This window comes from Leclercia adecarboxylata (assembly GCF_006874705.1).
Lineage (GTDB): Bacteria > Pseudomonadota > Gammaproteobacteria > Enterobacterales > Enterobacteriaceae > Enterobacter > Enterobacter adecarboxylatus_C.
Genome location: NZ_CP035382.1, coordinates 2,862,512 through 2,884,009 on the forward strand (window position 1 = coordinate 2,862,512; position 21,498 = coordinate 2,884,009).

A 21,498-nucleotide genomic window follows, 5' to 3' on the forward strand; every position below is an offset into this window, starting at 1 on the left:
CGTGAGGAGTGAACATCAACTACCCTGTGGCAAGGTGACCTCATTTCTGGGAAAGGGGATAAGAGATGTTGAATGCATGGCACCTGCCGGTTGCCCCATTTGTTAAGCAAAACAACGATAAACTCGTCATCACGCTGTGGCTGACGGGTGAGCACCTGCCTGAGCGGGTGACAATGCGCGCTGAATTCGATAATGAAGAGACCTCGCTGCCGATGCACAAGCTGCGCAGCCAGCCGCAGCCCGGCGTCACCGCCTGGCGGGCGACCATCGACACAACCAAAGGGCAGCCGCGCCACCGCTACAGCTTTAAAATGCTCTGGCATAACCGCCAGCTGTGGTTCACCCCGCAGGGGTTCAGCCGCTTTCCACCCGCCCGGCTGGAGCAGTTCGCCGTCGACTACCCGGATGCCGGGCCAGAGTGGGTGGTGGAACAGGTCTTTTATCAGATCTTCCCGGACCGCTTCGCCCGCAGCCAGCAGCGCGATCCGGAGCGGGACAAAACGCACTATCACCATGCCGCCGGCCACGAGACCATCTTCCATGAATGGGATGAACCGGTCACCGCCCAGGCGGGGGGCTCAACCTTTTACGGCGGCGATCTGGACGGCATCAGCGAGAAGCTGCCCTACCTGAAAAAACTCGGCGTTACGGCGCTGTACCTCAACCCGGTGTTTGTCGCTCCCAGCGTGCATAAGTACGACACCGAAGATTACCGTCACGTGGATGAGCAGTTTGGCGGCGATGAGGCCCTGTTACGCCTGCGGGAAAATACCCACCGGGAAGGGATGCGCCTGATCCTGGACGGCGTGTTTAACCACAGCGGCGATTCCCACGCCTGGTTCGACCGCCATAACCGCGGAACCGGCGGCGCCTGCCATAACCCGGACTCGTCCCAGCGGGACTGGTACAGCTTTGACGACGAGGGCCGCGCCCTCGACTGGCTGGGCTATGCCAGCTTACCTAAGCTGGATTACCAGTCCCCGACGCTGGTAAACGAGATCTACGGCGGCGAGGACAGTATCGTCCGCCACTGGCTGAAAGCGCCGTGGAATATGGACGGCTGGCGGCTGGATGTGGTGCACATGCTGGGAGAAGGGGGCGGGGCACGCCATAACCTGCAGCACGTGGCCGGGATCACCCGTTCCGCGAAGCAGGCCCGACCCGATGCCTTCGTCTTTGGCGAGCATTTTGGTGACGCCCGCCAGTGGCTGCAGGCCGATGCGGAAGATTCGGCGATGAACTACCGCGGCTTCACCTTCCCGCTGTGGGGCTTCCTCGCCAATACCGATATCTCCTACGATCCGCAGCACATCGACGCTGAAACCTGCATGAAATGGATGGATAACTATCGCGCCAGCCTGTCGCATCAGCAGCAGCTCCGCATGTTTAACCAGCTCGACAGCCATGACACTGCCCGCTTTAAGTCGCTGCTCGGCAAGGATGTCGCGCGCCTGCCGCTGGCGGTCACCTGGCTGTTTACCTGGCCTGGCGTGCCGTGTATTTATTACGGGGACGAGGTGGGGCTGGACGGCAATAACGATCCGTTCTGCCGTAAGACCTTCCCGTGGGAGACCGAAAAGCAGGACCCGGTACTGTTTAAGCTCTATCAGCGGCTGATTAAACTGCGTAAACAGAGCCAGGCGCTGCGCTACGGCGGTTGCCAGGTGGTCTACGCCCATGACAACGTGGTGGTGTTTATGCGCGTCTACAACCAGCAGCGGGTGCTGGTAGCCATCAATCGGGGCGATGCCTGTGAGGTGGTGATCGACGATTCGCCGCTGCTGAAGGTCAAACAGTGGCAGCTAAAAGAGGGGAAAGGGGTGGCGCAGGAGGGCGTTCTCTCTCTTCCAGCGATCTCTGCCACCGTCTGGTTCGGCAATTAATCCTTTGCGTTGCCGGGCGGCACTACGTTTGCCCGGCCTACAAAAAGCGGGGTCGCCTAAACCGCCTCCATAAAAAAGGCCCGCATCTGCGGGCCTTTTTCGTAAACCGTGCCGATTACAGGCTGGATACGTTCTCGGTCAGGTATTTAGCAACGCCTGCTGGAGAAGCGGCCATACCTTCTTTACCTTTTTCCCACTGAGCCGGGCACACTTCGCCGTGCTCTTCGTGGAACTGCAGCGCGTCAACCATACGCAGCATTTCGTCGATGTTACGACCCAGTGGCAGATCGTTCACGACCTGGTGACGCACGATACCGTTAGCGTCGATCAGGAAGGAGCCGCGCAGGGCAACGCCCGCGTCCGGATGCTCGATACCGTAAGCCTGCTGGATTTCACGTTTGATGTCCGCAACCATCGCGTATTTCACTGGACCGATGCCGCCGTTGTCGACAGGGGTGTTACGCCATGCGTTGTGTACAAACTCAGAGTCGAAGGAGACGCCAACCACTTCCACGCCACGCTTCTGGAATTCTTCGTAACGCTTGTCGAACGCGATCAGTTCAGACGGGCAAACGAAGGTGAAGTCCATTGGCCAGAAGAACAGAACGGTGGCTTTACCGTTGGTGTGCTGTTTGAAGTTGAAGTTCTCAACGATTTCACCGTTGCCCAGAACGGCTGCAGCTGTAAAATCCGGGGCAGGACGAGTTACCAGAACCATATGATTCTCCTGTAGATACTAAGGTTATTTGGAACGCAACGCGGGCCAGTATAGAGAGTGTTCGCCCTAAAGACAAAGAGGCGCTGACAATCGTTAATCCAGCTTTTACCTATCAATCGCGGTTGTATTAAAGCTGCTTAGATTTCGCCTGCTCCATCATTCGCGGATAGAACTGCCAGAAGCGGGTCTCCAGCGCGTCGTAGTGGGCATCCAGATCCTGCCAGGAGTCGCGCAGGGCGTCGAGACGCGGGCGGCGGCTGGCCATCCCGTTGAGCACCCGCTGAATGAAGCCCATCTCGCTATAGCGCTCGAGCCAGCGCTCCGACCACAGGTAATTATTCAGATTCACAAAGCGTGGGGGAGAGTCCGGGAGAATGATTGCCACCTGGGCGTGGGCATAGCGTACAAACGCCGGCAGGGGCATCTCCGGGGAGAGCTGTTCCCAGTGGCGGGAGACGAAGTGATCCCACATCACATCCAGCGTAATGGGGGCGACACGGCGGGTCTCCGGGCGGAACCACTCCTTCGCTTCTTTTACTTCGGGCAGATTGTCGGTCATGACGTCGATCCGGCGATGCATAAAAATGCCCTCTACGACATCGGCGGGGTAATCCTCGGCGGGATTGCCGCGCACAAAATCGGCCAGCAAATTGCCGGAAAGAGAGCTTTCAGCGAGATGGGCGAGGTGCAGGTGAGCGAGAAAATTCATGCGATTCGTTATCCGGGGTCGGCTAGTTGTTGCAGCAAAGAGGTGTGAGCACTAGACTAAGCCGCCTGTTTTTAAGTCACGAGTATATGCCATGCGCGTCGCCGATTTCTCCTTTGATTTACCCGAGTCCCTGATTGCCCACTATCCTATGCCTGAGCGCAGTAGCTGCCGCTTATTGTCGCTGGATGGGCCGACGGGTGCGCTGACGCACGGTACTTTCACCGATTTGCTCGACAAGCTCAACCCAGGCGACCTGCTGGTGTTCAACAACACCCGGGTGATCCCGGCCCGTCTGTTCGGCCGCAAAGCCAGCGGCGGCAAGATCGAAGTGCTGGTCGAAAGAATGCTCGATGATAAACGTATTCTGGCACATATTCGCGCCTCCAAGGCACCAAAGCCGGGCGCGGAGCTGCTGCTGGGCGATGACGAGAGCATCAACGCCACCATGGTGGCGCGCCACGACGCGCTCTTTGAAGTTGAGTTTAATGACGAGCGTACGGTGCTGGATATTCTGAACAGCATCGGCCACATGCCGCTGCCGCCGTACATTGAGCGTCCGGATGAAGAGGCTGACCGTGAGCTGTATCAGACCGTCTACAGCCAGAAGCCTGGCGCGGTAGCTGCGCCGACGGCGGGCCTGCACTTTGATGAACCTTTGCTGGAAAAGCTGCGTGCAAAAGGCATTGAGATGGCGTTTGTGACCCTGCATGTGGGTGCAGGCACCTTCCAGCCGGTGCGGGTGGACAGCATTGAAGACCACATCATGCACTCCGAGTACGCCGAAGTGCCGCAGGAGGTTGTGGATGCCGTGATGGCGGCGAAAGCGCGCGGTAACCGCGTCATTGCCGTCGGTACCACCTCGGTTCGCTCGCTGGAAAGCGCTGCCCAGGCTGCCAAAAACGATCTGATCGAACCCTTCTTTGGCGACACACAAATCTTCATCTACCCGGGTTATCAATATCAGGTAATCGATGCGCTGGTGACCAACTTCCACCTGCCGGAGTCGACTTTGATCATGCTGGTGTCGGCTTTTGCTGGTTATCAAAACACCATGAATGCCTACAAGGCTGCGGTAGAACAAAAATATCGGTTTTTTAGCTACGGTGACGCGATGTTTATCACGTACAATCCGCAGGCTTTGAATGAACGTGTCGGGGAATAACGCCGCGGCACTGGTCTAACGCGCCGGACTGTTTTTCTGACGCTGGAGAAAAAATGAAATTTGAACTTGATACCACCGATGGTCGCGCTCGCCGTGGCCGTCTGGTGTTCGATCGTGGCGTAGTAGAAACGCCTGCTTTCATGCCTGTGGGCACCTACGGCACCGTAAAAGGAATGACGCCGGAAGAAGTTGAAGCCACAGGCGCGCAAATTATCCTCGGCAACACCTTCCACCTGTGGCTGCGCCCGGGCCAGGAAGTGATGAAGCTGCACGGCGATCTGCATGACTTTATGCAGTGGAAGGGCCCAATCCTGACCGACTCCGGCGGATTCCAGGTCTTCAGCCTCGGTGACATCCGTAAGATCACCGAAAAAGGCGTCCATTTCCGTAACCCTATCAACGGCGACCCGATCTTCCTCGATCCGGAAAAATCGATGGAGATTCAGTACGATCTCGGTTCCGATATCGTAATGATCTTCGACGAATGTACGCCATACCCGGCAGACTGGGACTACGCTAAACGCTCGATGGAGATGTCGCTGCGTTGGGCGAAGCGCAGCCGCGACCGCTTTGATGGCCTCGGTAACAAAAATGCGCTGTTCGGCATTATTCAGGGAAGCGTTTACGAAGATTTACGCGATATCTCTGTTAAAGGTCTGGTAGAGATAGGTTTTGATGGCTACGCTGTCGGCGGTCTGGCTGTGGGTGAGCCGAAGGAAGATATGCACCGTATTCTGGAGCATGTTTGCCCGCAAATTCCAACAGATAAGCCTCGATACCTGATGGGCGTAGGTAAACCAGAAGATCTGGTTGAAGGCGTGCGTCGCGGCATTGATATGTTCGACTGCGTTATGCCGACCCGCAACGCCCGTAATGGTCACCTGTTCGTGACCGACGGCGTGGTAAAAATCCGTAATGCGAAGCATAAAAGCGATACCAGCACGCTTGATGCCGAGTGCGATTGCTATACCTGTCGCAATTATTCTCGTGCCTATTTGCATCATCTTGATCGTTGTAATGAAATACTGGGCGCGCGTCTCAACACGATTCATAACCTTCGCTATTACCAGCGCTTAATGGCTGGTTTACGCAAGGCTATCGAAGAGGGTAAATTAGAGAGCTTCGTGACCGATTTTTACCAACGACAGGGTCGGGATGTTCCACCTTTGAACGTTGATTAATTTATTTAATGAGGGAATTTTAATGAGCTTTTTTATTTCTGATGCGGTAGCGGCAACAGGTGCACCGGCGCAGGGCAGCCCGATGTCTCTGATTCTGATGCTGGTGGTGTTCGGTCTGATCTTCTATTTCATGATCCTGCGTCCACAGCAGAAGCGCACCAAAGAGCACAAAAAGCTGATGGACTCCATCGCGAAAGGCGATGAAGTGCTGACTAACGGTGGTCTGGTAGGTCGTGTAAGCAAAGTAGCAGAAAACGGCTACATCGTTATCGCGCTGAACGATACTACTGAAGTAGTGATTAAACGTGACTTCGTCGCTGCCGTTCTGCCGAAAGGCACCATGAAAGCGCTGTAATTAACTTTTCCCAAAGGGAACTGCCGTGTTAAACCGTTATCCTTTGTGGAAGTACGTCATGCTGGTCGTCGTCATTGTCGTCGGCCTGCTGTATGCGCTTCCCAACCTGTATGGTGAGGATCCGGCTGTTCAAATCACTGGCGCGCGCGGCGTCGCCGCCAGTGAGCAAACGCTGATCCAGGTCCAGAAAACTTTACAAGAAGAAAAAATTACCGCTAAGTCTGTGGCACTGGAAGAGGGCGCTATTCTTGCTCGCTTCGACTCCACCGACACGCAGCTCCGCGCTCGTGAAGCGCTGATGGGCGTGATGGGTGATAAATATGTCGTGGCGTTGAACCTTGCTCCTGCAACGCCGCGTTGGTTAGCTGCTATCAACGCGGAGCCGATGAAACTCGGTCTCGACCTGCGTGGCGGCGTGCACTTCCTGATGGAAGTGGATATGGAAACCGCGCTCGGCAAACTCCAGGAACAAAACATCGACAGCCTGCGTAGCGATCTGCGCGACAAAGGCATCCCTTACACCACCGTGCGTAAGGAAGATAATTACGGGATGAGCATCGCGTTCCGCGACAGCAACGCCCGCGATCAGGCGATGGATTACCTGACCCAGCGTCATCGCGACCTGGTGCTCTCTTCTCAGGGCAGCAACCAGCTGCGTGCGGTGATGACCGATGAACGTCTGAAAGAAGCGCGTGAATACGCGGTTCAGCAGAACATCAACATCCTGCGTAACCGTGTAAACCAGCTTGGCGTTGCTGAACCACTGGTACAGCGTCAGGGGGCTGACCGTATCGTGGTTGAGCTGCCGGGTATCCAGGATACCGCGCGTGCGAAAGAAATTCTGGGCGCGACTGCGACCCTCGAATTCCGTCTGGTGAACACCAGCGTCGATCAGTCCGCCGTCACCTCTGGCCGCGTTCCGGGCGATTCTGAAGTGAAACAGACCCGTGAAGGCCAGCCGGTTGTCATGTACAAGCGGGTGATCCTGACCGGTGACCATATCACCGACTCGACCTCCAGCCAGGACGAATACAACCAGCCGCAGGTTAACATCTCGCTTGATAGCGCGGGTGGTAACATTATGTCTAACTTCACCAAGGACAACATCGGTAAGCCGATGGCGACCCTGTTCGTGGAGTACAAAGACAGCGGTAAAAAAGATGCTAACGGTCGCTCCATCCTGGTGAAAGAGGAAGAGGTGATTAACATCGCCAACATCCAGTCTCGCCTGGGTAACAGCTTCCGTATCACCGGTATCAACAACCCGAACGAAGCGCGTCAGCTCTCGCTGCTGCTGCGTGCCGGTGCGCTGATTGCGCCGATTCAGATTGTGGAAGAGCGTACTATCGGTCCAACCCTGGGTATGCAGAACATCACCCAGGGTCTGGAAGCCTGCCTGGCGGGTCTGATTATCTCCATCATCTTTATGATCTTCTTCTATAAGAAGTTCGGCCTGATTGCGACCAGTGCGCTGATCGCTAACCTGGTGCTGATTGTGGGCATTATGTCCCTGCTGCCGGGGGCGACGCTCACCATGCCAGGCATTGCGGGTATCGTTCTGACCCTTGCGGTGGCGGTCGACGCCAACGTACTGATCAACGAACGTATCAAAGAAGAACTGAGCAACGGTCGCTCTGTCCAACAGGCGATTGACGAAGGTTATCGTGGTGCTTTCAGCTCCATCTTTGATGCGAACGTAACAACACTGATTAAGGTTATTATCCTGTATGCAGTGGGTACCGGCGCGATCAAGGGCTTTGCTATTACCACCGGTATTGGTGTGGCAACGTCAATGTTTACCGCTATCGTCGGCACCCGTGCCATCGTGAACCTGCTGTACGGCGGCAAGCGCGTTAAAAAGCTGTCTATCTGAGGAGTGCGTTGTGGCACAGGAATATACTGTTGAACAATTGAACTACGGCCGTAAAGTCTGGGACTTTATGCGCTGGGACTACTGGGCCTTTGGCATATCAGGTTTTCTGCTGATCCTCTCCATCGCCATCATCGGCGTGAAGGGCTTCAACTGGGGTCTCGATTTTACCGGTGGTACGGTCATTGAGATCACCCTGGAAAAACCGGTCGATATGGACCAGATGCGTCAGTCGCTCGAGAAGGCGGGCTTTGAAGAGCCGCTGTTGCAGAACTTCGGCAGCAGCCGCGACATCATGGTGCGCATGCCGCCGGTGAAAGATGCCAACGGCAGCCAGGAGCTGGGCAGCAAGGTTGTGACCGTGATTAACGAAACGACCAGCCAGAATGCGACGGTTAAACGTATTGAATTCGTTGGCCCGAGCGTGGGTGCGGATCTGGCCCAGACCGGTGCGATGGCACTGCTGGTGGCGCTGCTCTGTATCCTGGCGTATGTCGGTTTCCGCTTCGAGTGGCGTCTGGCGGCCGGGGTGGTTATCGCTCTGGCGCACGACGTGGTGATCACCATGGGCGTTCTGTCGCTGTTCCATATCGAGATTGACCTGACCATCGTGGCCTCGTTGATGTCGGTTATCGGTTACTCGCTGAACGACAGTATCGTGGTATCGGACCGTATCCGTGAAAACTTCCGTAAGATCCGTCGCGGTACGCCGTACGAAATCTTTAACGTGTCGTTGACCCAGACACTGCACCGTACCTTGATCACCTCCGGGACTACCCTGATGGTGATCCTGATGCTGTATCTCTTCGGCGGCCCGATTCTGGAAGGCTTCTCGTTGACCATGCTGATCGGTGTCTCCATCGGTACGGCCTCGTCCATCTACGTCGCGTCCGCGCTGGCGTTGAAGCTGGGCATGAAGCGCGAGCACCTGCTTCAGCAGAAAGTAGAAAAAGAAGGGGCGGATCAGCCGTCCATTCTGCCGTAACACGACATTTATTTGTCAGCGAAATCCCGGTCTTATGGCCGGGATTTTTTTTGCCTGCTCCTGACAAACACTCCTGACAGTATGCTGTCAGGAGACCTGTCGTAGACTCCTTCTGAACCCAAACAACAGGCAGGAGGATGTATGAAAAGTGTGATTAACTGGTTTGAAATTGCGGTCGCGGATATGGATCGTGCCATCAAATTTTACGAGCCGGTGATGCAGGTGGCGCTGCGGCGCGAGAAAATGGACTGCGCTGAGCTGGCCGTTTTCCCGCATGAGGATCCGGCCACCGGCGGCGCGCTGGCAAAATTTGACGGCATTACACCCTCGTCGCAGGGCGCTATTATTTACCTGCATACTGACAACCTGGCGGCAACCCTGGATCGCGTGGCGTCAGCCGGCGGCGCGTGCGTGTTTGGCCCGCTGGAGCTGCCGCACGGTATTGGCACTATTGCACTGTTTACTGACAGCGAAGGCAACCGGGTTGGACTTCATCAACCCGCCTGATATCCACCTGTAAAGCGAAGAACCGATGACCCGACGCGCCGACCGTTTGTTTCAGATTGTGCAGATCCTGCGTGGCAGGCGACTGACCACCGCTGCGCATCTGGCGGACAGGCTCGGCGTTTCTGAGCGCACGGTGTATCGCGATATCCGGGATCTGTCGCTCTCTGGCGTGCCGGTGGAAGGGGAGGCAGGAAGTGGCTATCGGCTGATGTCGGGCTTTGACCTGCCGCCGTTGATGCTGACCAACAAAGAATCCGAGGCGCTGATGGTGGCGATCCGCCTGCTTAAAACCTGGGGCGGGGAGTCGCTGTCGCGTGAGCTGGAGTCGGCGCAGGAAAAGGTGCTGGCGATCCTGCCGGAGGAGAGCCGTCGCAAGGCTGAGCAGACCCGGATTTACGCGCCGGATATCGCCATGCAACCCCACTCCCGCAGCGGCTTCGATGTGATCCATCAGGCGATCTCCGCTCAGCGGGTGCTGGGGCTGCACTATCGTGATGAGAGCGGGCAGCTGAGTTCCCGCGACGTGCAGCCGCTGGGGTTGTTCTTCTGGGGCGAGCACTGGCTGCTGGCGGCATGGTGCGAACGGCGCGATGACTATCGCTGTTTCCGGCTTGACAGGTGCCTGAATATCACCCTGACGGACAGACGCTTTAGCGAAAGCGCGGACAGGTCACTGGCGGATTTTTTGAGGAAGGTGAAGCAATAAAAAAGCCAGCTTTTTAGCTGGCTTTTATGCCGGGTGGCGCTTCGCTTACCCGGCCAACGGTTTGTGCCGTTATCGGGTTTTGTAGGCCGGGTAAGGCGTAGCCGCCACCCGGCGATACAGGCACAGCGTATTAGAAGTTATAGCCCACAACCAGGTAACCACCCCAGCCGGTAGAACGGACGCTGAAGTCGCCGTCGCCGAAGTTCAGGCTGGCGTCGTCGTTCCACTGACCACCGTTGTGCCAGTAACGGGCCACAACAGAGTAGTGCCAGTGATCGTAGTTCAGCGCCAGGATGTGGCTGGAGGCGATAGAGTCGTTGGTACGCGCTTTCTTACCGTTCAGGTCACGGAAGTCGTTGTCGCCCAGGTCTGAACCCCAGTCAAAGTTGGTGAAGCCGATGTAGCTCAGGTTGCCGCCCCACAGCTGGGTGATTGGCACAAAATATTTCACTTTGAAACGGTAGCCATCCCACTCGTTTTCGTTCGCTGCACCGTAGTTCTGCCACTGGTATTTCGCATACACGTTCATGGACAGGCTCATCGGCAGACCGGTGTCGATGTCAGTACCCAGACCCATATACCAGGTGCTCTGGCGACCGGACTTATTGCGGCCCATGTCGTAGATGTAGTTGTTTGCGAAGTACCACTCTTTGAACGGACCAAACGCCAGGCTGGTGCCGGTCAGTTTGTCGATGGAGAAGCGCGGTTCGATCTCCATGAACAGTGGGGAACCGTGGTTCCAGATACCTTTCGCGTCAGTGTTACCACCGAAGAAGACCGGCGCATCCATGTAACCATAGAAATCAAACCAGTCTTTCTTGGCGAACGCTTCGTATTCCAGGTAGGTATCGTTGCGGATCTGTGGTCCAAAACGGGTGTGGTAGCTGCCGACGACGTTGACGCTCTGGTGCCACCAGTCGGAAACGTATTCTGGTTTATCGTTTTCGGCTGCCTGCACAGCGAAAGTAGAGGAGAGTGCCAGCGCTGCACCGGCTGCCAGTAATGTTTTTTTCATAATAATGCCACTGATTTGAAATCCCTTACGGGAGTGAAAAAGGCGCGAATTGCGTTTCTAAATATTTCGTGTTTCTGGGAGCCTATTATAGGAATCCTTGCTCACAAAAATATGTGTTGTTTCACAGTTCTCTCACATACGTAATCGATTGCGTTCACGTTTGCGTATTTTTAACGGAGCGGATTGTAATGGCAAACATTTCTGTTGCCAATGTTTGAAAGCTCAGAAGAGGGCGGAACGTGTAACACGTTCCGCAGGGGGATTATTGCGCGACGGGCTGAATATCGTGGATACGGATAAAACCGAGCTGATCGGGCGTCAGGCCGTTGAGCTGAAGCGGAATATCAACATCGCTGGGTGCCAGCACGCTGGCCGGGGCGTTAATTAGCTGGGTCTGGACGTTCAGCTCCTGGAAGCTGTCGGTGGTGCCCTGGATCTGGCCCCACTCTACGGTGGCGCTGAAGGCCGGCAGCGGATCGTTTGATTCCCCCTGAATACGCAGCGTGGCGCGGGTGCCGTCGGCATTAGGCGCGACGTTGACCAGCGACATCTTCAGCGTACCAATCTGGCTGTTCAGCCGGGCAGGGGTGTTGGATCCGGTCAGCAGATAGACGCCGCTGGTTGATTTGGCGTTCAGCGCATTCTGCTGGGTAATTTTGACCGTTTCCTGGTTGAGCTTGTTCATGGTGGTGTTCAGTGAACTAATGCTCTGCTTCATCTGGTGCACTTCGCTTTGCTGTGCGCAGGCGCTGAGGCTAAAAAGGCTTCCCAGCAGCAGAACATGAAGGTAACGTCTTGTCATGGCAATTATTTCCCTGAAATAACGGATTCTGCTAAGGGTAGTCAACGACGCTGCCCTGCGCATAGATCCTTTATCTCAAAAACGCTCCTTCTTTGTTGTCAGCCCAGTTCGGGGTAAAATGGAGTTCAGTCAACCCGATAGCCAGGACACCGTATGCATTGCCCATTCTGTCTCGCCGTGGATACCAAAGTAATCGACTCCCGACTCGTGGGAGAGGGCTCATCCGTGCGCCGCCGTCGTCAGTGCCTGGTGTGTAACGAACGCTTCACCACCTTTGAAGTGGCGGAGCTGGTGATGCCCCGCGTCGTGAAAAGCAACGACGTCCGCGAACCCTTTAACGAAGAAAAGCTGCGCAGCGGGATGCTAAAAGCACTGGAAAAACGGCCAGTCAGCGCAGATGACGTCGAAATGGCGCTTAACCACATCAAAACCCAGCTGCGCGCCACCGGCGAGCGCGAGGTGCCGAGCAAAATGATCGGCAACCTGGTGATGGAGCAGCTTAAAAAGCTCGATAAAGTGGCCTATATCCGCTTTGCCTCTGTTTACCGCAGCTTCGAAGATATCAAAGAGTTCGGTGAAGAGATTGCCCGCCTACAGGACTAAGCACATGCAGGATGAGATTTACATGGCGCGAGCGCTGAAGCTGGCGCAACGCGGGCGGTTTACCACCCACCCGAACCCGAACGTCGGCTGCGTTATCGTTAAAGATGGCGAGATTGTCGGAGAAGGTTTTCACTACCGTGCCGGTGAGCCGCATGCCGAAGTACATGCCTTGCGCATGGCCGGCGAGAAGGCGCGCGGCGCTACGGCCTACGTCACGCTGGAGCCCTGCAGCCATCATGGCCGCACGCCGCCGTGCTGCGATGCCCTTATCGCGGCGGGTGTCTCTCGTGTCGTCGCAGCCATGCAGGATCCCAACCCGCAGGTGGCCGGTCGCGGTCTCTATCGCCTGCAGCAGGCGGGTATTGAGGTCAGCCACGGGCTGATGATGAGCGAAGCCGAACGCCTGAATAAAGGCTTCCTCAAGCGGATGCGCACCGGTTTTCCCTATATCCAGCTGAAGCTAGGCGCCTCGCTGGATGGCCGCACGGCAATGGCCAGCGGCGAAAGCCAGTGGATCACCTCTCCGCAGGCAAGGCGCGATGTGCAACGTCTGCGCGCGCAAAGCCATGCTATTCTCACCAGCCATGCCACCGTGCTGGCCGACGATCCTGCGCTGACCGTGCGCTGGGATGAGCTAAACGCTGATACCCAGGCGCTCTACCCGCAGGAGAATTTACGCCAGCCGCTGCGGATTGTGGTTGATCGGCAGAATCGGGTCACCCCTGAGCACCGCATTGTGCAGCAGCCGGGCGAGACCTGGTTTGCCCGCACGCAGGAAGATGCGCGCAGCTGGCCGGAAGGCGTGCGCAGCATTATGGTTCCGGAGCACAATGGGCATCTGGATTTAGTGGTACTGATGATGCTGCTGGGTAAACAGCAGCAGATCAACAGCATCTGGGTCGAAGCCGGCCCAACGCTGGCCGGGGCGTTATTGCAGGCCGGGCTGGTGGATGAGCTGATTGTCTATCTGGCACCTAAACTGTTAGGCAGCGACGCCCGCGGTCTGTGCATGTTGCCAGGGCTGGAAAAACTGGCGGATGCGCCCGCGTTTAACTTTAGCGAGATACGCCCGGTTGGACCGGATCTGTGTCTCCACCTGACCACCGCGTAAGGCTTGCCTAAATAGGGAAGCAGTGCGCAAAATATTATGATAAAATCCGCCCCCCTGCGGGGCCACCAAATGAACCCGTTAAGGAAGAGTATGAACATTATTGAAGCAGCCGTTGCTACCCCGGACGCTCGCGTCGCCATCACCATTGCGCGTTTCAACAACTTCATCAACGACAGCCTGCTGGATGGTGCGATTGACGCCCTGAAACGTATCGGCCAGGTGAAAGACGAAAACATTACCGTTGTCTGGGTTCCGGGTGCTTACGAACTGCCTCTGGCAGCGGGCGCACTGGCGAAAACCGGCAAGTACGATGCGGTTATCGCGCTGGGTACCGTGATTCGTGGCGGCACCGCGCATTTTGAATATGTTGCGGGTGGTGCAAGCAACGGTCTGGCGCACGTGGCACAGGATGCAGGAATTCCTGTCGCTTTCGGCGTACTCACCACTGAAAGTATTGAACAAGCCATCGAACGCGCTGGCACCAAAGCCGGTAACAAAGGTGCAGAAGCTGCACTGACCGCGCTTGAAATGATCAATGTATTGAAAGCCATCAAGGCCTGATTTTTTTGTAAGGGGAATTCCGTGAAACCTGCTGCTCGTCGCCGCGCCCGTGAATGTGCCGTCCAGGCACTTTACTCCTGGCAGTTGTCCCAGAACGACATCGCTGATGTTGAATACCAGTTCCTGGCGGAACAAGACGTCAAAGACGTTGACGTCGTGTACTTCCGTGAACTGCTGTCGGGAGTGGCGACTAATAGCGCGTATCTCGACGGTCTGATGAAGCCGTACCTGTCCCGTCTGCTCGAAGAGCTGGGCCAGGTTGAAAAAGCTGTGCTGCGTATTGCACTGTTTGAGCTGTCGAAGCGTGATGATGTGCCTTACAAAGTGGCCATCAACGAAGCGATCGAACTGGCGAAAACCTTCGGTGCTGAAGACAGCCATAAATTTGTGAATGGCGTACTGGATAAAGCTGCACCTGCGATCCGTCCCCGTAAAAAGTGATCCGCAAGCCGGAGTTTCGTATCGCCTTCGGGCGGTGCGGGCTCCGGTTTTTTTATTTTCTTTGCTGAGGCATAACGTATGGCATGTGGCGAATTTTCCCTGATTGCCCGTTATTTTGACCGAGTCAGAAACTCGCGTCGCGATGTAGAAACCGGCATCGGCGACGACTGTGCACTTCTCAATATCCCCGAAAAACAGACCCTGGCGATCAGCACTGACACCTTAGTGTCGGGGCATCATTTCCTGCCGGATATCGATCCTGCCGATCTGGCGTATAAAGCGCTGGCGGTGAACGTGAGCGATCTGGCGGCGATGGGGGCCGATCCGGCGTGGTTAACGCTGGCGCTGACCCTGCCGAAGGTCGATGAATGCTGGCTTGAGGCCTTTAGCGACGCGCTGTTTGAACAGCTTAACTATTACGATATGCAGCTGATCGGTGGCGATACCACCGCCGGACCGCTGTCGATGACCCTGGCGATCCACGGCTATGTGCCGGTGGGGCGGGCGCTGAAACGCTCGGGCGCGAAACCGGGCGACTGGATTTACGTCACCGGTACGCCGGGTGACAGCGCGGCAGGGCTGGCTATATTGCAGAAGCGCCTGGCGGTCGATAACGACCGGGATGCGGCTTATTTTGTGCAACGCCATTTGCGCCCGACGCCGCGGATACTGCACGGCCAGGCGTTGCGCGATCGCGCCAGCTCGGCTATTGACCTCTCGGATGGCCTGATCTCCGATCTCGGCCATATCCTGAAAGCCAGCGGCGTGGGCGCGCGCATTGACCTTGATCTGTTCCCGCTCTCTGACGCGATGCGCAGGCACGTGGAGCCCGAGCAGGCGCTGCGCTGGGCGCTCTCCGGCGGTGAAGACTATGAGCTGTGCTTTACCGTTCCCGAGCTGAACCGCGGCACGCTGGATGTGGCCTTAGCCAATCTTGGGGCCGGATTTACCTGTATCGGCCAGATTATGCCGGAAAGCGAAGGGATGCAGTTCGTGCAGAACGGTTCGCCGGTGACGCTCGACTGGAAGGGTTACGACCACTTTGCGTGATGCCGGGGGCGCTGCGCTTGCCCGGCCTAAAAAACCATGCACGCACCGTAGGCCGGGTAAGGCGAAGCTGCCACCCGGCTTTTTTATTACTTAAATCCCACCACCGGATGCTGCTTGTACGGCGTCTCCAGCTCGGCTATCTGTTCCGGGGTCAGGGTGATATCCACGGCGTTGATCAACTCGTCCAGCTGCTCTTCGCGCGACGCACCGATAATCGGTGCAGCAACGCCCCGCTTGCTCAGCACCCATGCCAGCGCCACCTGAGCGCGCGTTACCCCAAGCTCCTCTGAAATCCCGGTTAAACGCTCGGCAATCTGCGCGTTATTGGCTTCGGTTTCGTCATACAGCGTTTTGCCAAACTCATCCGATACCGAGCGGGCAGTGGTCTCTCCCCACGGGCGGGTTAACCGCCCGCGCGCCAGCGGACTCCACGGGATCACCGCCACGCCGTGCTGATAGCACAGGGGCAACATCTCGCGCTCTTCTTCGCGATAGATCAGGTTGTAGTGATCCTGCATGGTGACAAAGGGCGCCCAGCCGTGCTGTTCCTGCAGCGCCAGCGCTTCGGCAAACTGGGCGGCATGCATCGAGGAGGCGCCGATATAGCGCGCTTTACCCGATCTGACGACGTCGTTCAGCGCTTCCAGCGTCTCTTCAATTGGGGTGTTGTAATCCCAGCGGTGGATCTGCAGTAGATCGACGTGATCCATGTTCAGCCGTCGCAGGCTGTCATCAATGGAGCGCAGGATCTGCGCCCGGGAGAGGCCTTCCGGCAGATCGCCCACCTGATGGTAAACCTTGGTGGCGACCACCACCTCGTCGCGGCGGGCGAATTCGCGCAGCGCCCGGCCAACGATCTCTTCGCTGCTGCCGTCGGAGTAGCTGTTGGCGGTATCAAAGAAGTTAATGCCGCCCTCAAGGGCGTGTTTGATGATCGGACGGCTGCTCTCTTCCGGCAGCGTCCAGGCGTGCTTACCCCGGTCCGGTTCGCCAAAGGTCATGCAGCCCAGGCAAAGACGGGAAACCTTAAGATCCGTTTTTCCTAATGTATTGTATTGCATGGTTCCACTCCTGCTGATTACTTAAAACGTACCGTTAAGCATAGCAGGAGCGGAAAGGGGAGGGATTATGCCAGCCAGGCGTTAATACGGGATTCGATACCGGCAGCATCCAGGCCGATGTCGGCGCGGGCTTCGTCCTGCGTACCCTGCGGGATAAAGTGATCCGGCAGGCCGAGGTTCAGCACCGGCACGGCTTTACGCTTCGCCATCAGTACTTCATTCACACCGCTGCCTGCGCCACCCATAACGGCATTCTCTTCCAGGGTGATCAGCGCCTCGTGCCGTGACGCCATCTCCAGAATCAGCGCCTCATCGAGCGGCTTCACAAAGCGCATATCCACCAGCGTCGCGTTAAGGGACTCTGCCACTTTTGCCGCTTCCGGCATCAGCGTACCGAAATTCAGGATCGCCAGCTTCTCACCGCGACGTTTGACAACGCCTTTACCAATCGGCAGTTTTGCCAGCGGCTCCAGGGTCACGCCCACGGCGTTACCGCGCGGATAACGCACGGCGGTAGGGCCATCCTGATAGTGATAGCCGGTGAACAGCATCTGACGGCATTCGTTCTCGTCACTTGGGGTCATCACCACCATATCCGGGATACAGCGCAGGAAGGAGAGATCGAACGCCCCCTGGTGCGTCTGGCCGTCGGCGCCGACAATACCCGCCCGGTCAATGGCGAACAGGACCGGCAGTTTCTGAATGGCGACATCGTGGATCACCTGGTCGTAGGCGCGCTGCAGGAAGGTGGAGTAGATTGCCACGACCGGCTTGTAACCGCCAATCGCCAGGCCTGCGGCAAAGGTCACCGCATGTTGCTCGGCAATAGCGACATCAAAATATTGCGTCGGGTATTTGCGGGAAAACTCTACCATACCGGAGCCTTCGCGCATCGCCGGGGTCACGGCCATCAGTTTGCTGTCTTTAGCCGCGGTTTCGCACAGCCAGTCGCCGAAGATTTTAGAATAGCTCGGCATCCCGCCGCTGCTTTTTGGTAGGCAGCCGCTGGTCGGGTCGAACTTAGGTACCGCGTGGAAGGTGATCGGATCTTTTTCCGCCGGTTCGTAGCCCCGGCCTTTTTTGGTCATGATGTGCAGGAACTGCGGGCCTTTCAGGTCACGCATGTTTTTTAACGTCGAGACCAGCCCCAGCACATCGTGCCCGTCCACAGGACCGATGTAGTTAAAGCCGAGCTCTTCAAACAGCGTGCCGGGAACAACCATGCCTTTGATGTGCTCTTCGGTACGACGCAGCAGCTCTTTAATTGGCGGTACGCCGGAGAAGACTTTTTTGCCGCCTTCGCGCAGGCTGGAGTAGAGTTTGCCGGAGAGCAGATTCGCCAGGTGGTTGTTCAGCGCCCCGACGTTTTCGGAAATCGACATCTCGTTGTCATTGAGCACCACCAGCATGTCTGGTTTGATATCGCCCGCGTGGTTCATCGCCTCGAAGGCCATCCCGGCGGTGATTGCCCCATCGCCAATGACGCAGACGGTACGGCGCTGTTTGTTCTCTTTGGCCGCCGCGACGGCTACCCCGATCCCGGCAGAAATGGAGGTGGAGGAGTGGCCGACGCTCAGCACGTCGTATTCGCTTTCGCCTCGCCACGGGAAAGGATGCAGGCCGCCTTTCTGGCGAATGGTGCCAATTTTATCGCGACGGCCGGTGAGAATTTTGTGCGGATAAGCCTGATGGCCCACGTCCCAGATCAGCTGATCGAACGGCGTGTTATAGACATAATGCAGCGCCACGGTGAGCTCCACCGTGCCAAGCCCGGAGGCGAAATGGCCGCTGGAGCGGCTTACGCTGTCGAGCAGATAGCGACGCAGCTCGTCGCACAGCTTCGGCAGACTCTCTTTCGGCAACAGACGTAACTCCTGGGTGGAGTCAACCAACGCCAGTGTCGGGTATTTGGCAATATCAAAACTCATCAGAGACTCATCGTGGTGTTTTCGTTATTTATCACGCTGGATTATATAGTCCGCTAGCGCTTCCAGTGCCGAAGTGTCCAGTGACTGCGCGGCCAGTTGCTCAAGCGACTGGCGGGCATCCGCAATCAGGTCCCGGGCTTTTTGTTGGGCTTGCTCAAGGCCCAGAAGGGCGGGATAGGTACTTTTGCCAAGCTGCTGATCGGCACCCTGACGTTTACCCAATGTTGCAGTATCGCCCACGACATCCAGAATGTCATCCTGAACCTGGAAGGCTAAACCGATACTTTCTGCGTAGCGATCCAGAACCGGCAGGGCTTTGCGACCCTGCTCACCCGCGCTCAGCGCGCCCAGACGAACGGCGGCGCGAATCAATGCCCCGGTCTTGTGGCGATGAATACGCTCCAGCTGTTCCAGATTAACCTGACGACCTTCGGCCTCTAAATCCAGCGCCTGACCGCCGCACATGCCCGCCACGCCGCTGGCCATTGCCAGCTCGGAAACCATCGCCAGACGATCTCGATCCGCCACTTCCACCATCGGCGCATCGCTCAGAATCGAGAATGCCAGGGTTTGCAGGGCATCGCCTGCCAGAATGGCGTTCGCTTCGCCAAACTTAATGTGGCAGGTCGGCTGGCCGCGACGCAGATCGTCGTCGTCCATCGCCGGCAGATCGTCGTGGATCAGCGAGTAGGCGTGAATACACTCCACCGCAGCCGCTGGCGCATCCAGCGTATCGGCGCTGATCCCGAACATTCCGCCGGTGGCATACACCAGAAAAGGACGCAGGCGTTTACCGCCTAACAGTGCGCCATAATGCATGGCCTCAACCAGTGGAGTGTTCTGAAAAGGCTGCGGAGCAATAAAACGGCGCAATGCGTCGTCAGCACGCCCGACGCACGCCTGAAGCTGGTTCGAAAAGTCCATCTACTCGGCATCCGGTGTGAAGGGGGTCGTGGCGGTATCTTCGCTATCGGAGAGCAGGATCTGCACGCGTTGTTCCGCCTGCTGCAGCTTAACCTGACCCTGGCGCGCCAGCTGCACGCCGCGTTCGAATTCATTAAGCGCCTCTTCTAACGGCAGGTCGCCGCTTTCCAGACGGGTAACGATTTGCTCCAGTTCACTCAGCGCAGTTTCGAAACTGGCGGGTGCATCGTTTTTCTTCGGCATAGTGAATGTCTGACTCTCAGTTTTTATATCCCTGATATGGTATCGGACTCAGGGTAATTATCAAATAACGCGCAATGTGCACAGGAGCCACGCGATGGTGGTATACTTCCGCGCCTGGATGCAGCCCTGGAAATGTGGGCTGCTGTACTTTTCCATTACAAGCCTTATCGCTTGCCAAAGAAACATTGCCGCCATGAAGTTTATCATTAAATTGTTCCCGGAAATCACCATCAAAAGCCAATCTGTGCGTTTGCGCTTTATTAAAATTTTAACCGGGAACATTCGTAACGTTCTGAAGCACTACGACGAGACGCTGGCCGTCGTGCGTCACTGGGATCACGTTGAAGTCCGCGCTAAAGATGAAAACAAGCGCCTGGACATTCGTGATGCCTTAACCCGTATTCCGGGTATCCATCATATTCTGGAAGTGGAGGATGTTCCCTTTACTTCCCTGCACGACATCTTCGAAAAAGCGCTGGCGCAGTATCGCGATCTGATCGAAGGCAAAACCTTCTGCGTGCGCGCCAAGCGTCGCGGCAAGCATGAGTTTAGCTCCATTGAAGTTGAACGCTACGTGGGCGGCGGGCTGAATCAGCACGTTGAGTCTGCGCGCGTGCGTCTGACCAACCCGGAAGTGACCGTTAATCTGGAAATCGAAAACGACCGCCTGCTGCTGGTGAAAGGCCGCTATGAAGGTATCGGCGGCTTCCCGATTGGGACGCAGGAAGATGTGCTGTCGCTGATCTCCGGCGGTTTCGACTCCGGCGTTTCCAGCTATATGTTGATGCGTCGCGGCTGCCGCGTGCACTACTGCTTCTTTAACCTCGGCGGTGCGGCGCACGAAATTGGCGTGCGTCAGGTGGCTCACTATCTGTGGAACCGCTTTGGCAGCTCCCACCGCGTGCGTTTTGTGGCGATCAACTTTGAGCCTGTGGTCGGCGAGATCCTGGAGAAAGTGGACGACGGCCAGATGGGCGTAGTGCTGAAGCGTATGATGGTGCGTGCAGCCTCGAAAGTGGCTGAGCGTTACGGCGTGCAGGCGCTGGTTACCGGCGAAGCGCTGGGCCAGGTCTCCAGCCAGACCCTGACCAACCTGCGTCTTATTGATAACGTGTCGGATACGCTGATCCTGCGTCCGCTGATCTCTCACGATAAAGAGCACATCATCGATCTGGCGCGTGAAATCGGTACCGAAGACTTCGCCCGCACCATGCCGGAATACTGCGGTGTGATTTCCAAGAGCCCAACCGTGAAGGCGGTGAAGGCGAAGATCGAAGCGGAAGAAGAGAACTTCGATTTCAGCATTCTTGAGAAAGTGGTGGCTGAAGCCAATAACATCGATATCCGCGAGATTGCCCAGCAGACCGAGCAGGAGGTGGTGGAAGTCGAAACCGTTAACGGTTTCGGTCCTGACGACGTGCTGCTGGATATCCGCTCTGTGGATGAACAAGACGCGAAGCCGTTTGAGCCAGAAGGTGTGGAAGTGGCCTCGCTGCCGTTCTACAAGCTGAGCACCAAATTTGGCGATCTGGATAAGAGCAAAACCTATCTGCTGTGGTGCGAGCGCGGGGTGATGAGCCGTCTTCAGGCGCTCTATCTGCGCGAGCAGGGCTTTACCAATGTGAAGGTGTATCGCCCGTAGTCGCAATGCCGGGTGGCGACGTCGTCTTACCCGGCCTGGTT

22 protein-coding genes are annotated in these 21,498 nt (G+C 56.8%); 14 read left to right on the top strand and 8 right to left on the bottom strand.

From position 1 onward, the window contains the following. Positions 1-65: 65 nt before the first annotated feature. On the top strand, positions 66-1,883 hold the full coding sequence (gene malZ, locus ES815_RS14575; RefSeq protein WP_142488408.1) for a maltodextrin glucosidase: 1,818 nt from the start codon (positions 66-68) through the stop codon (positions 1,881-1,883). Between the two features lie 115 nt (positions 1,884-1,998). On the opposite strand, the gene ES815_RS14580 is transcribed toward malZ, so the two are convergent. Further along, positions 1,999-2,601 carry a peroxiredoxin C gene (locus ES815_RS14580; RefSeq protein ID WP_142488409.1) on the bottom strand — a complete coding sequence of 201 codons (603 nt, stop codon included), beginning with the start codon at positions 2,599-2,601 and terminating at the stop codon, positions 1,999-2,001. A 127-nt stretch (positions 2,602-2,728) separates the two neighbouring features. Continuing rightward, on the bottom strand, positions 2,729-3,310 hold the full coding sequence (gene acpH, locus ES815_RS14585) for an ACP phosphodiesterase (RefSeq protein ID WP_142488410.1): 582 nt from the start codon (positions 3,308-3,310) through the stop codon (positions 2,729-2,731). 91 nt (positions 3,311-3,401) lie between these two features. Here acpH and queA point away from each other — a divergent pair, with 91 nt between their 5' ends. The 7 genes from queA (at position 3,402) to ES815_RS14620 (ending at position 10,076) form a co-directional block, all read left to right on the top strand. After that, positions 3,402-4,472 (top strand): tRNA preQ1(34) S-adenosylmethionine ribosyltransferase-isomerase QueA, encoded by a 1,071-nt coding sequence (gene queA / locus ES815_RS14590; RefSeq protein ID WP_142488411.1) that lies wholly within the window; start codon positions 3,402-3,404, stop codon positions 4,470-4,472. 53 nt (positions 4,473-4,525) lie between these two features. Further along, entirely contained in the window at positions 4,526-5,653 is a 1,128-nt protein-coding gene (tgt, locus tag ES815_RS14595; RefSeq protein ID WP_106992120.1) for a tRNA guanosine(34) transglycosylase Tgt, read from the top strand. Positions 5,654-5,675: 22 nt separating this feature from the next. Next, positions 5,676-6,008: a preprotein translocase subunit YajC gene (yajC, locus tag ES815_RS14600; protein WP_142488412.1), complete on the top strand. Its 333-nt coding sequence runs from the start codon at positions 5,676-5,678 to the stop codon at positions 6,006-6,008. Between the two features lie 25 nt (positions 6,009-6,033). Further along, positions 6,034-7,881: a protein translocase subunit SecD gene (gene secD, locus ES815_RS14605; RefSeq protein WP_142488413.1), complete on the top strand. Its 1,848-nt coding sequence runs from the start codon at positions 6,034-6,036 to the stop codon at positions 7,879-7,881. A gap of 10 nt (positions 7,882-7,891) precedes the next feature. After that, on the top strand, positions 7,892-8,863 hold the full coding sequence (gene secF, locus ES815_RS14610; protein ID WP_142488414.1) for a protein translocase subunit SecF: 972 nt from the start codon (positions 7,892-7,894) through the stop codon (positions 8,861-8,863). 141 nt (positions 8,864-9,004) lie between these two features. Next, the gene (locus tag ES815_RS14615; RefSeq protein ID WP_142488415.1) at positions 9,005-9,370 is read left to right on the top strand and encodes a VOC family protein; all 366 of its coding nucleotides are present in this window, start codon (positions 9,005-9,007) and stop codon (positions 9,368-9,370) included. A 25-nt stretch (positions 9,371-9,395) separates the two neighbouring features. After that, entirely contained in the window at positions 9,396-10,076 is a 681-nt protein-coding gene (locus ES815_RS14620; RefSeq protein ID WP_142488416.1) for a helix-turn-helix transcriptional regulator, read from the top strand. 130 nt (positions 10,077-10,206) lie between these two features. Here ES815_RS14620 and ES815_RS14625 read toward each other — a convergent pair whose 3' ends face one another. Both ES815_RS14625 and ES815_RS14630 read right to left on the bottom strand, forming a co-directional pair. Beyond that, positions 10,207-11,091 (bottom strand): nucleoside-specific channel-forming protein Tsx, encoded by an 885-nt coding sequence (locus ES815_RS14625; RefSeq protein WP_039032359.1) that lies wholly within the window; start codon positions 11,089-11,091, stop codon positions 10,207-10,209. 262 nt (positions 11,092-11,353) lie between these two features. Then, complete coding sequence (locus tag ES815_RS14630; RefSeq protein WP_142488417.1) at positions 11,354-11,893, bottom strand: DUF3251 domain-containing protein; 540 nt, start codon at positions 11,891-11,893, stop codon at positions 11,354-11,356. A 153-nt stretch (positions 11,894-12,046) separates the two neighbouring features. On the opposite strand from ES815_RS14630, the gene nrdR reads away from it, so the two are divergent. The 5 genes from nrdR (at position 12,047) to thiL (ending at position 15,659) form a co-directional block, all read left to right on the top strand. Continuing rightward, entirely contained in the window at positions 12,047-12,496 is a 450-nt protein-coding gene (gene nrdR / locus ES815_RS14635) for a transcriptional regulator NrdR (protein WP_032616812.1), read from the top strand. A gap of 4 nt (positions 12,497-12,500) precedes the next feature. Continuing rightward, positions 12,501-13,607: a bifunctional diaminohydroxyphosphoribosylaminopyrimidine deaminase/5-amino-6-(5-phosphoribosylamino)uracil reductase RibD gene (ribD, locus tag ES815_RS14640; RefSeq protein WP_142488418.1), complete on the top strand. Its 1,107-nt coding sequence runs from the start codon at positions 12,501-12,503 to the stop codon at positions 13,605-13,607. Positions 13,608-13,697: 90 nt separating this feature from the next. Beyond that, positions 13,698-14,168, top strand: a complete 471-nt coding sequence (ribE, locus tag ES815_RS14645) for a 6,7-dimethyl-8-ribityllumazine synthase (RefSeq protein WP_142488419.1) — start codon at positions 13,698-13,700, stop codon at positions 14,166-14,168. A gap of 21 nt (positions 14,169-14,189) precedes the next feature. Next, the gene (gene nusB / locus ES815_RS14650; RefSeq protein ID WP_032616814.1) at positions 14,190-14,609 is read left to right on the top strand and encodes a transcription antitermination factor NusB; all 420 of its coding nucleotides are present in this window, start codon (positions 14,190-14,192) and stop codon (positions 14,607-14,609) included. Between the two features lie 78 nt (positions 14,610-14,687). Next, a complete protein-coding gene (gene thiL, locus ES815_RS14655; protein ID WP_142488420.1) occupies positions 14,688-15,659 on the top strand; it encodes a thiamine-phosphate kinase in 972 nt (323 codons plus the stop codon). Positions 15,660-15,745: 86 nt separating this feature from the next. On the opposite strand, the gene ES815_RS14660 is transcribed toward thiL, so the two are convergent. The 4 genes from ES815_RS14660 to xseB form a co-directional block, all read right to left on the bottom strand. Further along, positions 15,746-16,720, bottom strand: coding sequence for an aldo/keto reductase (locus ES815_RS14660; RefSeq protein WP_142488421.1), 975 nt, complete (start codon positions 16,718-16,720; stop codon positions 15,746-15,748). A 65-nt stretch (positions 16,721-16,785) separates the two neighbouring features. After that, positions 16,786-18,648 carry a 1-deoxy-D-xylulose-5-phosphate synthase gene (dxs, locus tag ES815_RS14665; protein ID WP_142488422.1) on the bottom strand — a complete coding sequence of 621 codons (1,863 nt, stop codon included), beginning with the start codon at positions 18,646-18,648 and terminating at the stop codon, positions 16,786-16,788. Positions 18,649-18,672: 24 nt separating this feature from the next. Then, entirely contained in the window at positions 18,673-19,572 is a 900-nt protein-coding gene (gene ispA / locus ES815_RS14670; RefSeq protein ID WP_142488423.1) for a (2E,6E)-farnesyl diphosphate synthase, read from the bottom strand. After that, positions 19,573-19,815 carry an exodeoxyribonuclease VII small subunit gene (xseB, locus tag ES815_RS14675; protein ID WP_142488424.1) on the bottom strand — a complete coding sequence of 81 codons (243 nt, stop codon included), beginning with the start codon at positions 19,813-19,815 and terminating at the stop codon, positions 19,573-19,575. A gap of 193 nt (positions 19,816-20,008) precedes the next feature. On the opposite strand from xseB, the gene thiI reads away from it, so the two are divergent. Further along, on the top strand, positions 20,009-21,457 hold the full coding sequence (thiI, locus tag ES815_RS14680) for a tRNA uracil 4-sulfurtransferase ThiI (protein ID WP_142488425.1): 1,449 nt from the start codon (positions 20,009-20,011) through the stop codon (positions 21,455-21,457). Positions 21,458-21,498 lie beyond the last annotated feature (41 nt).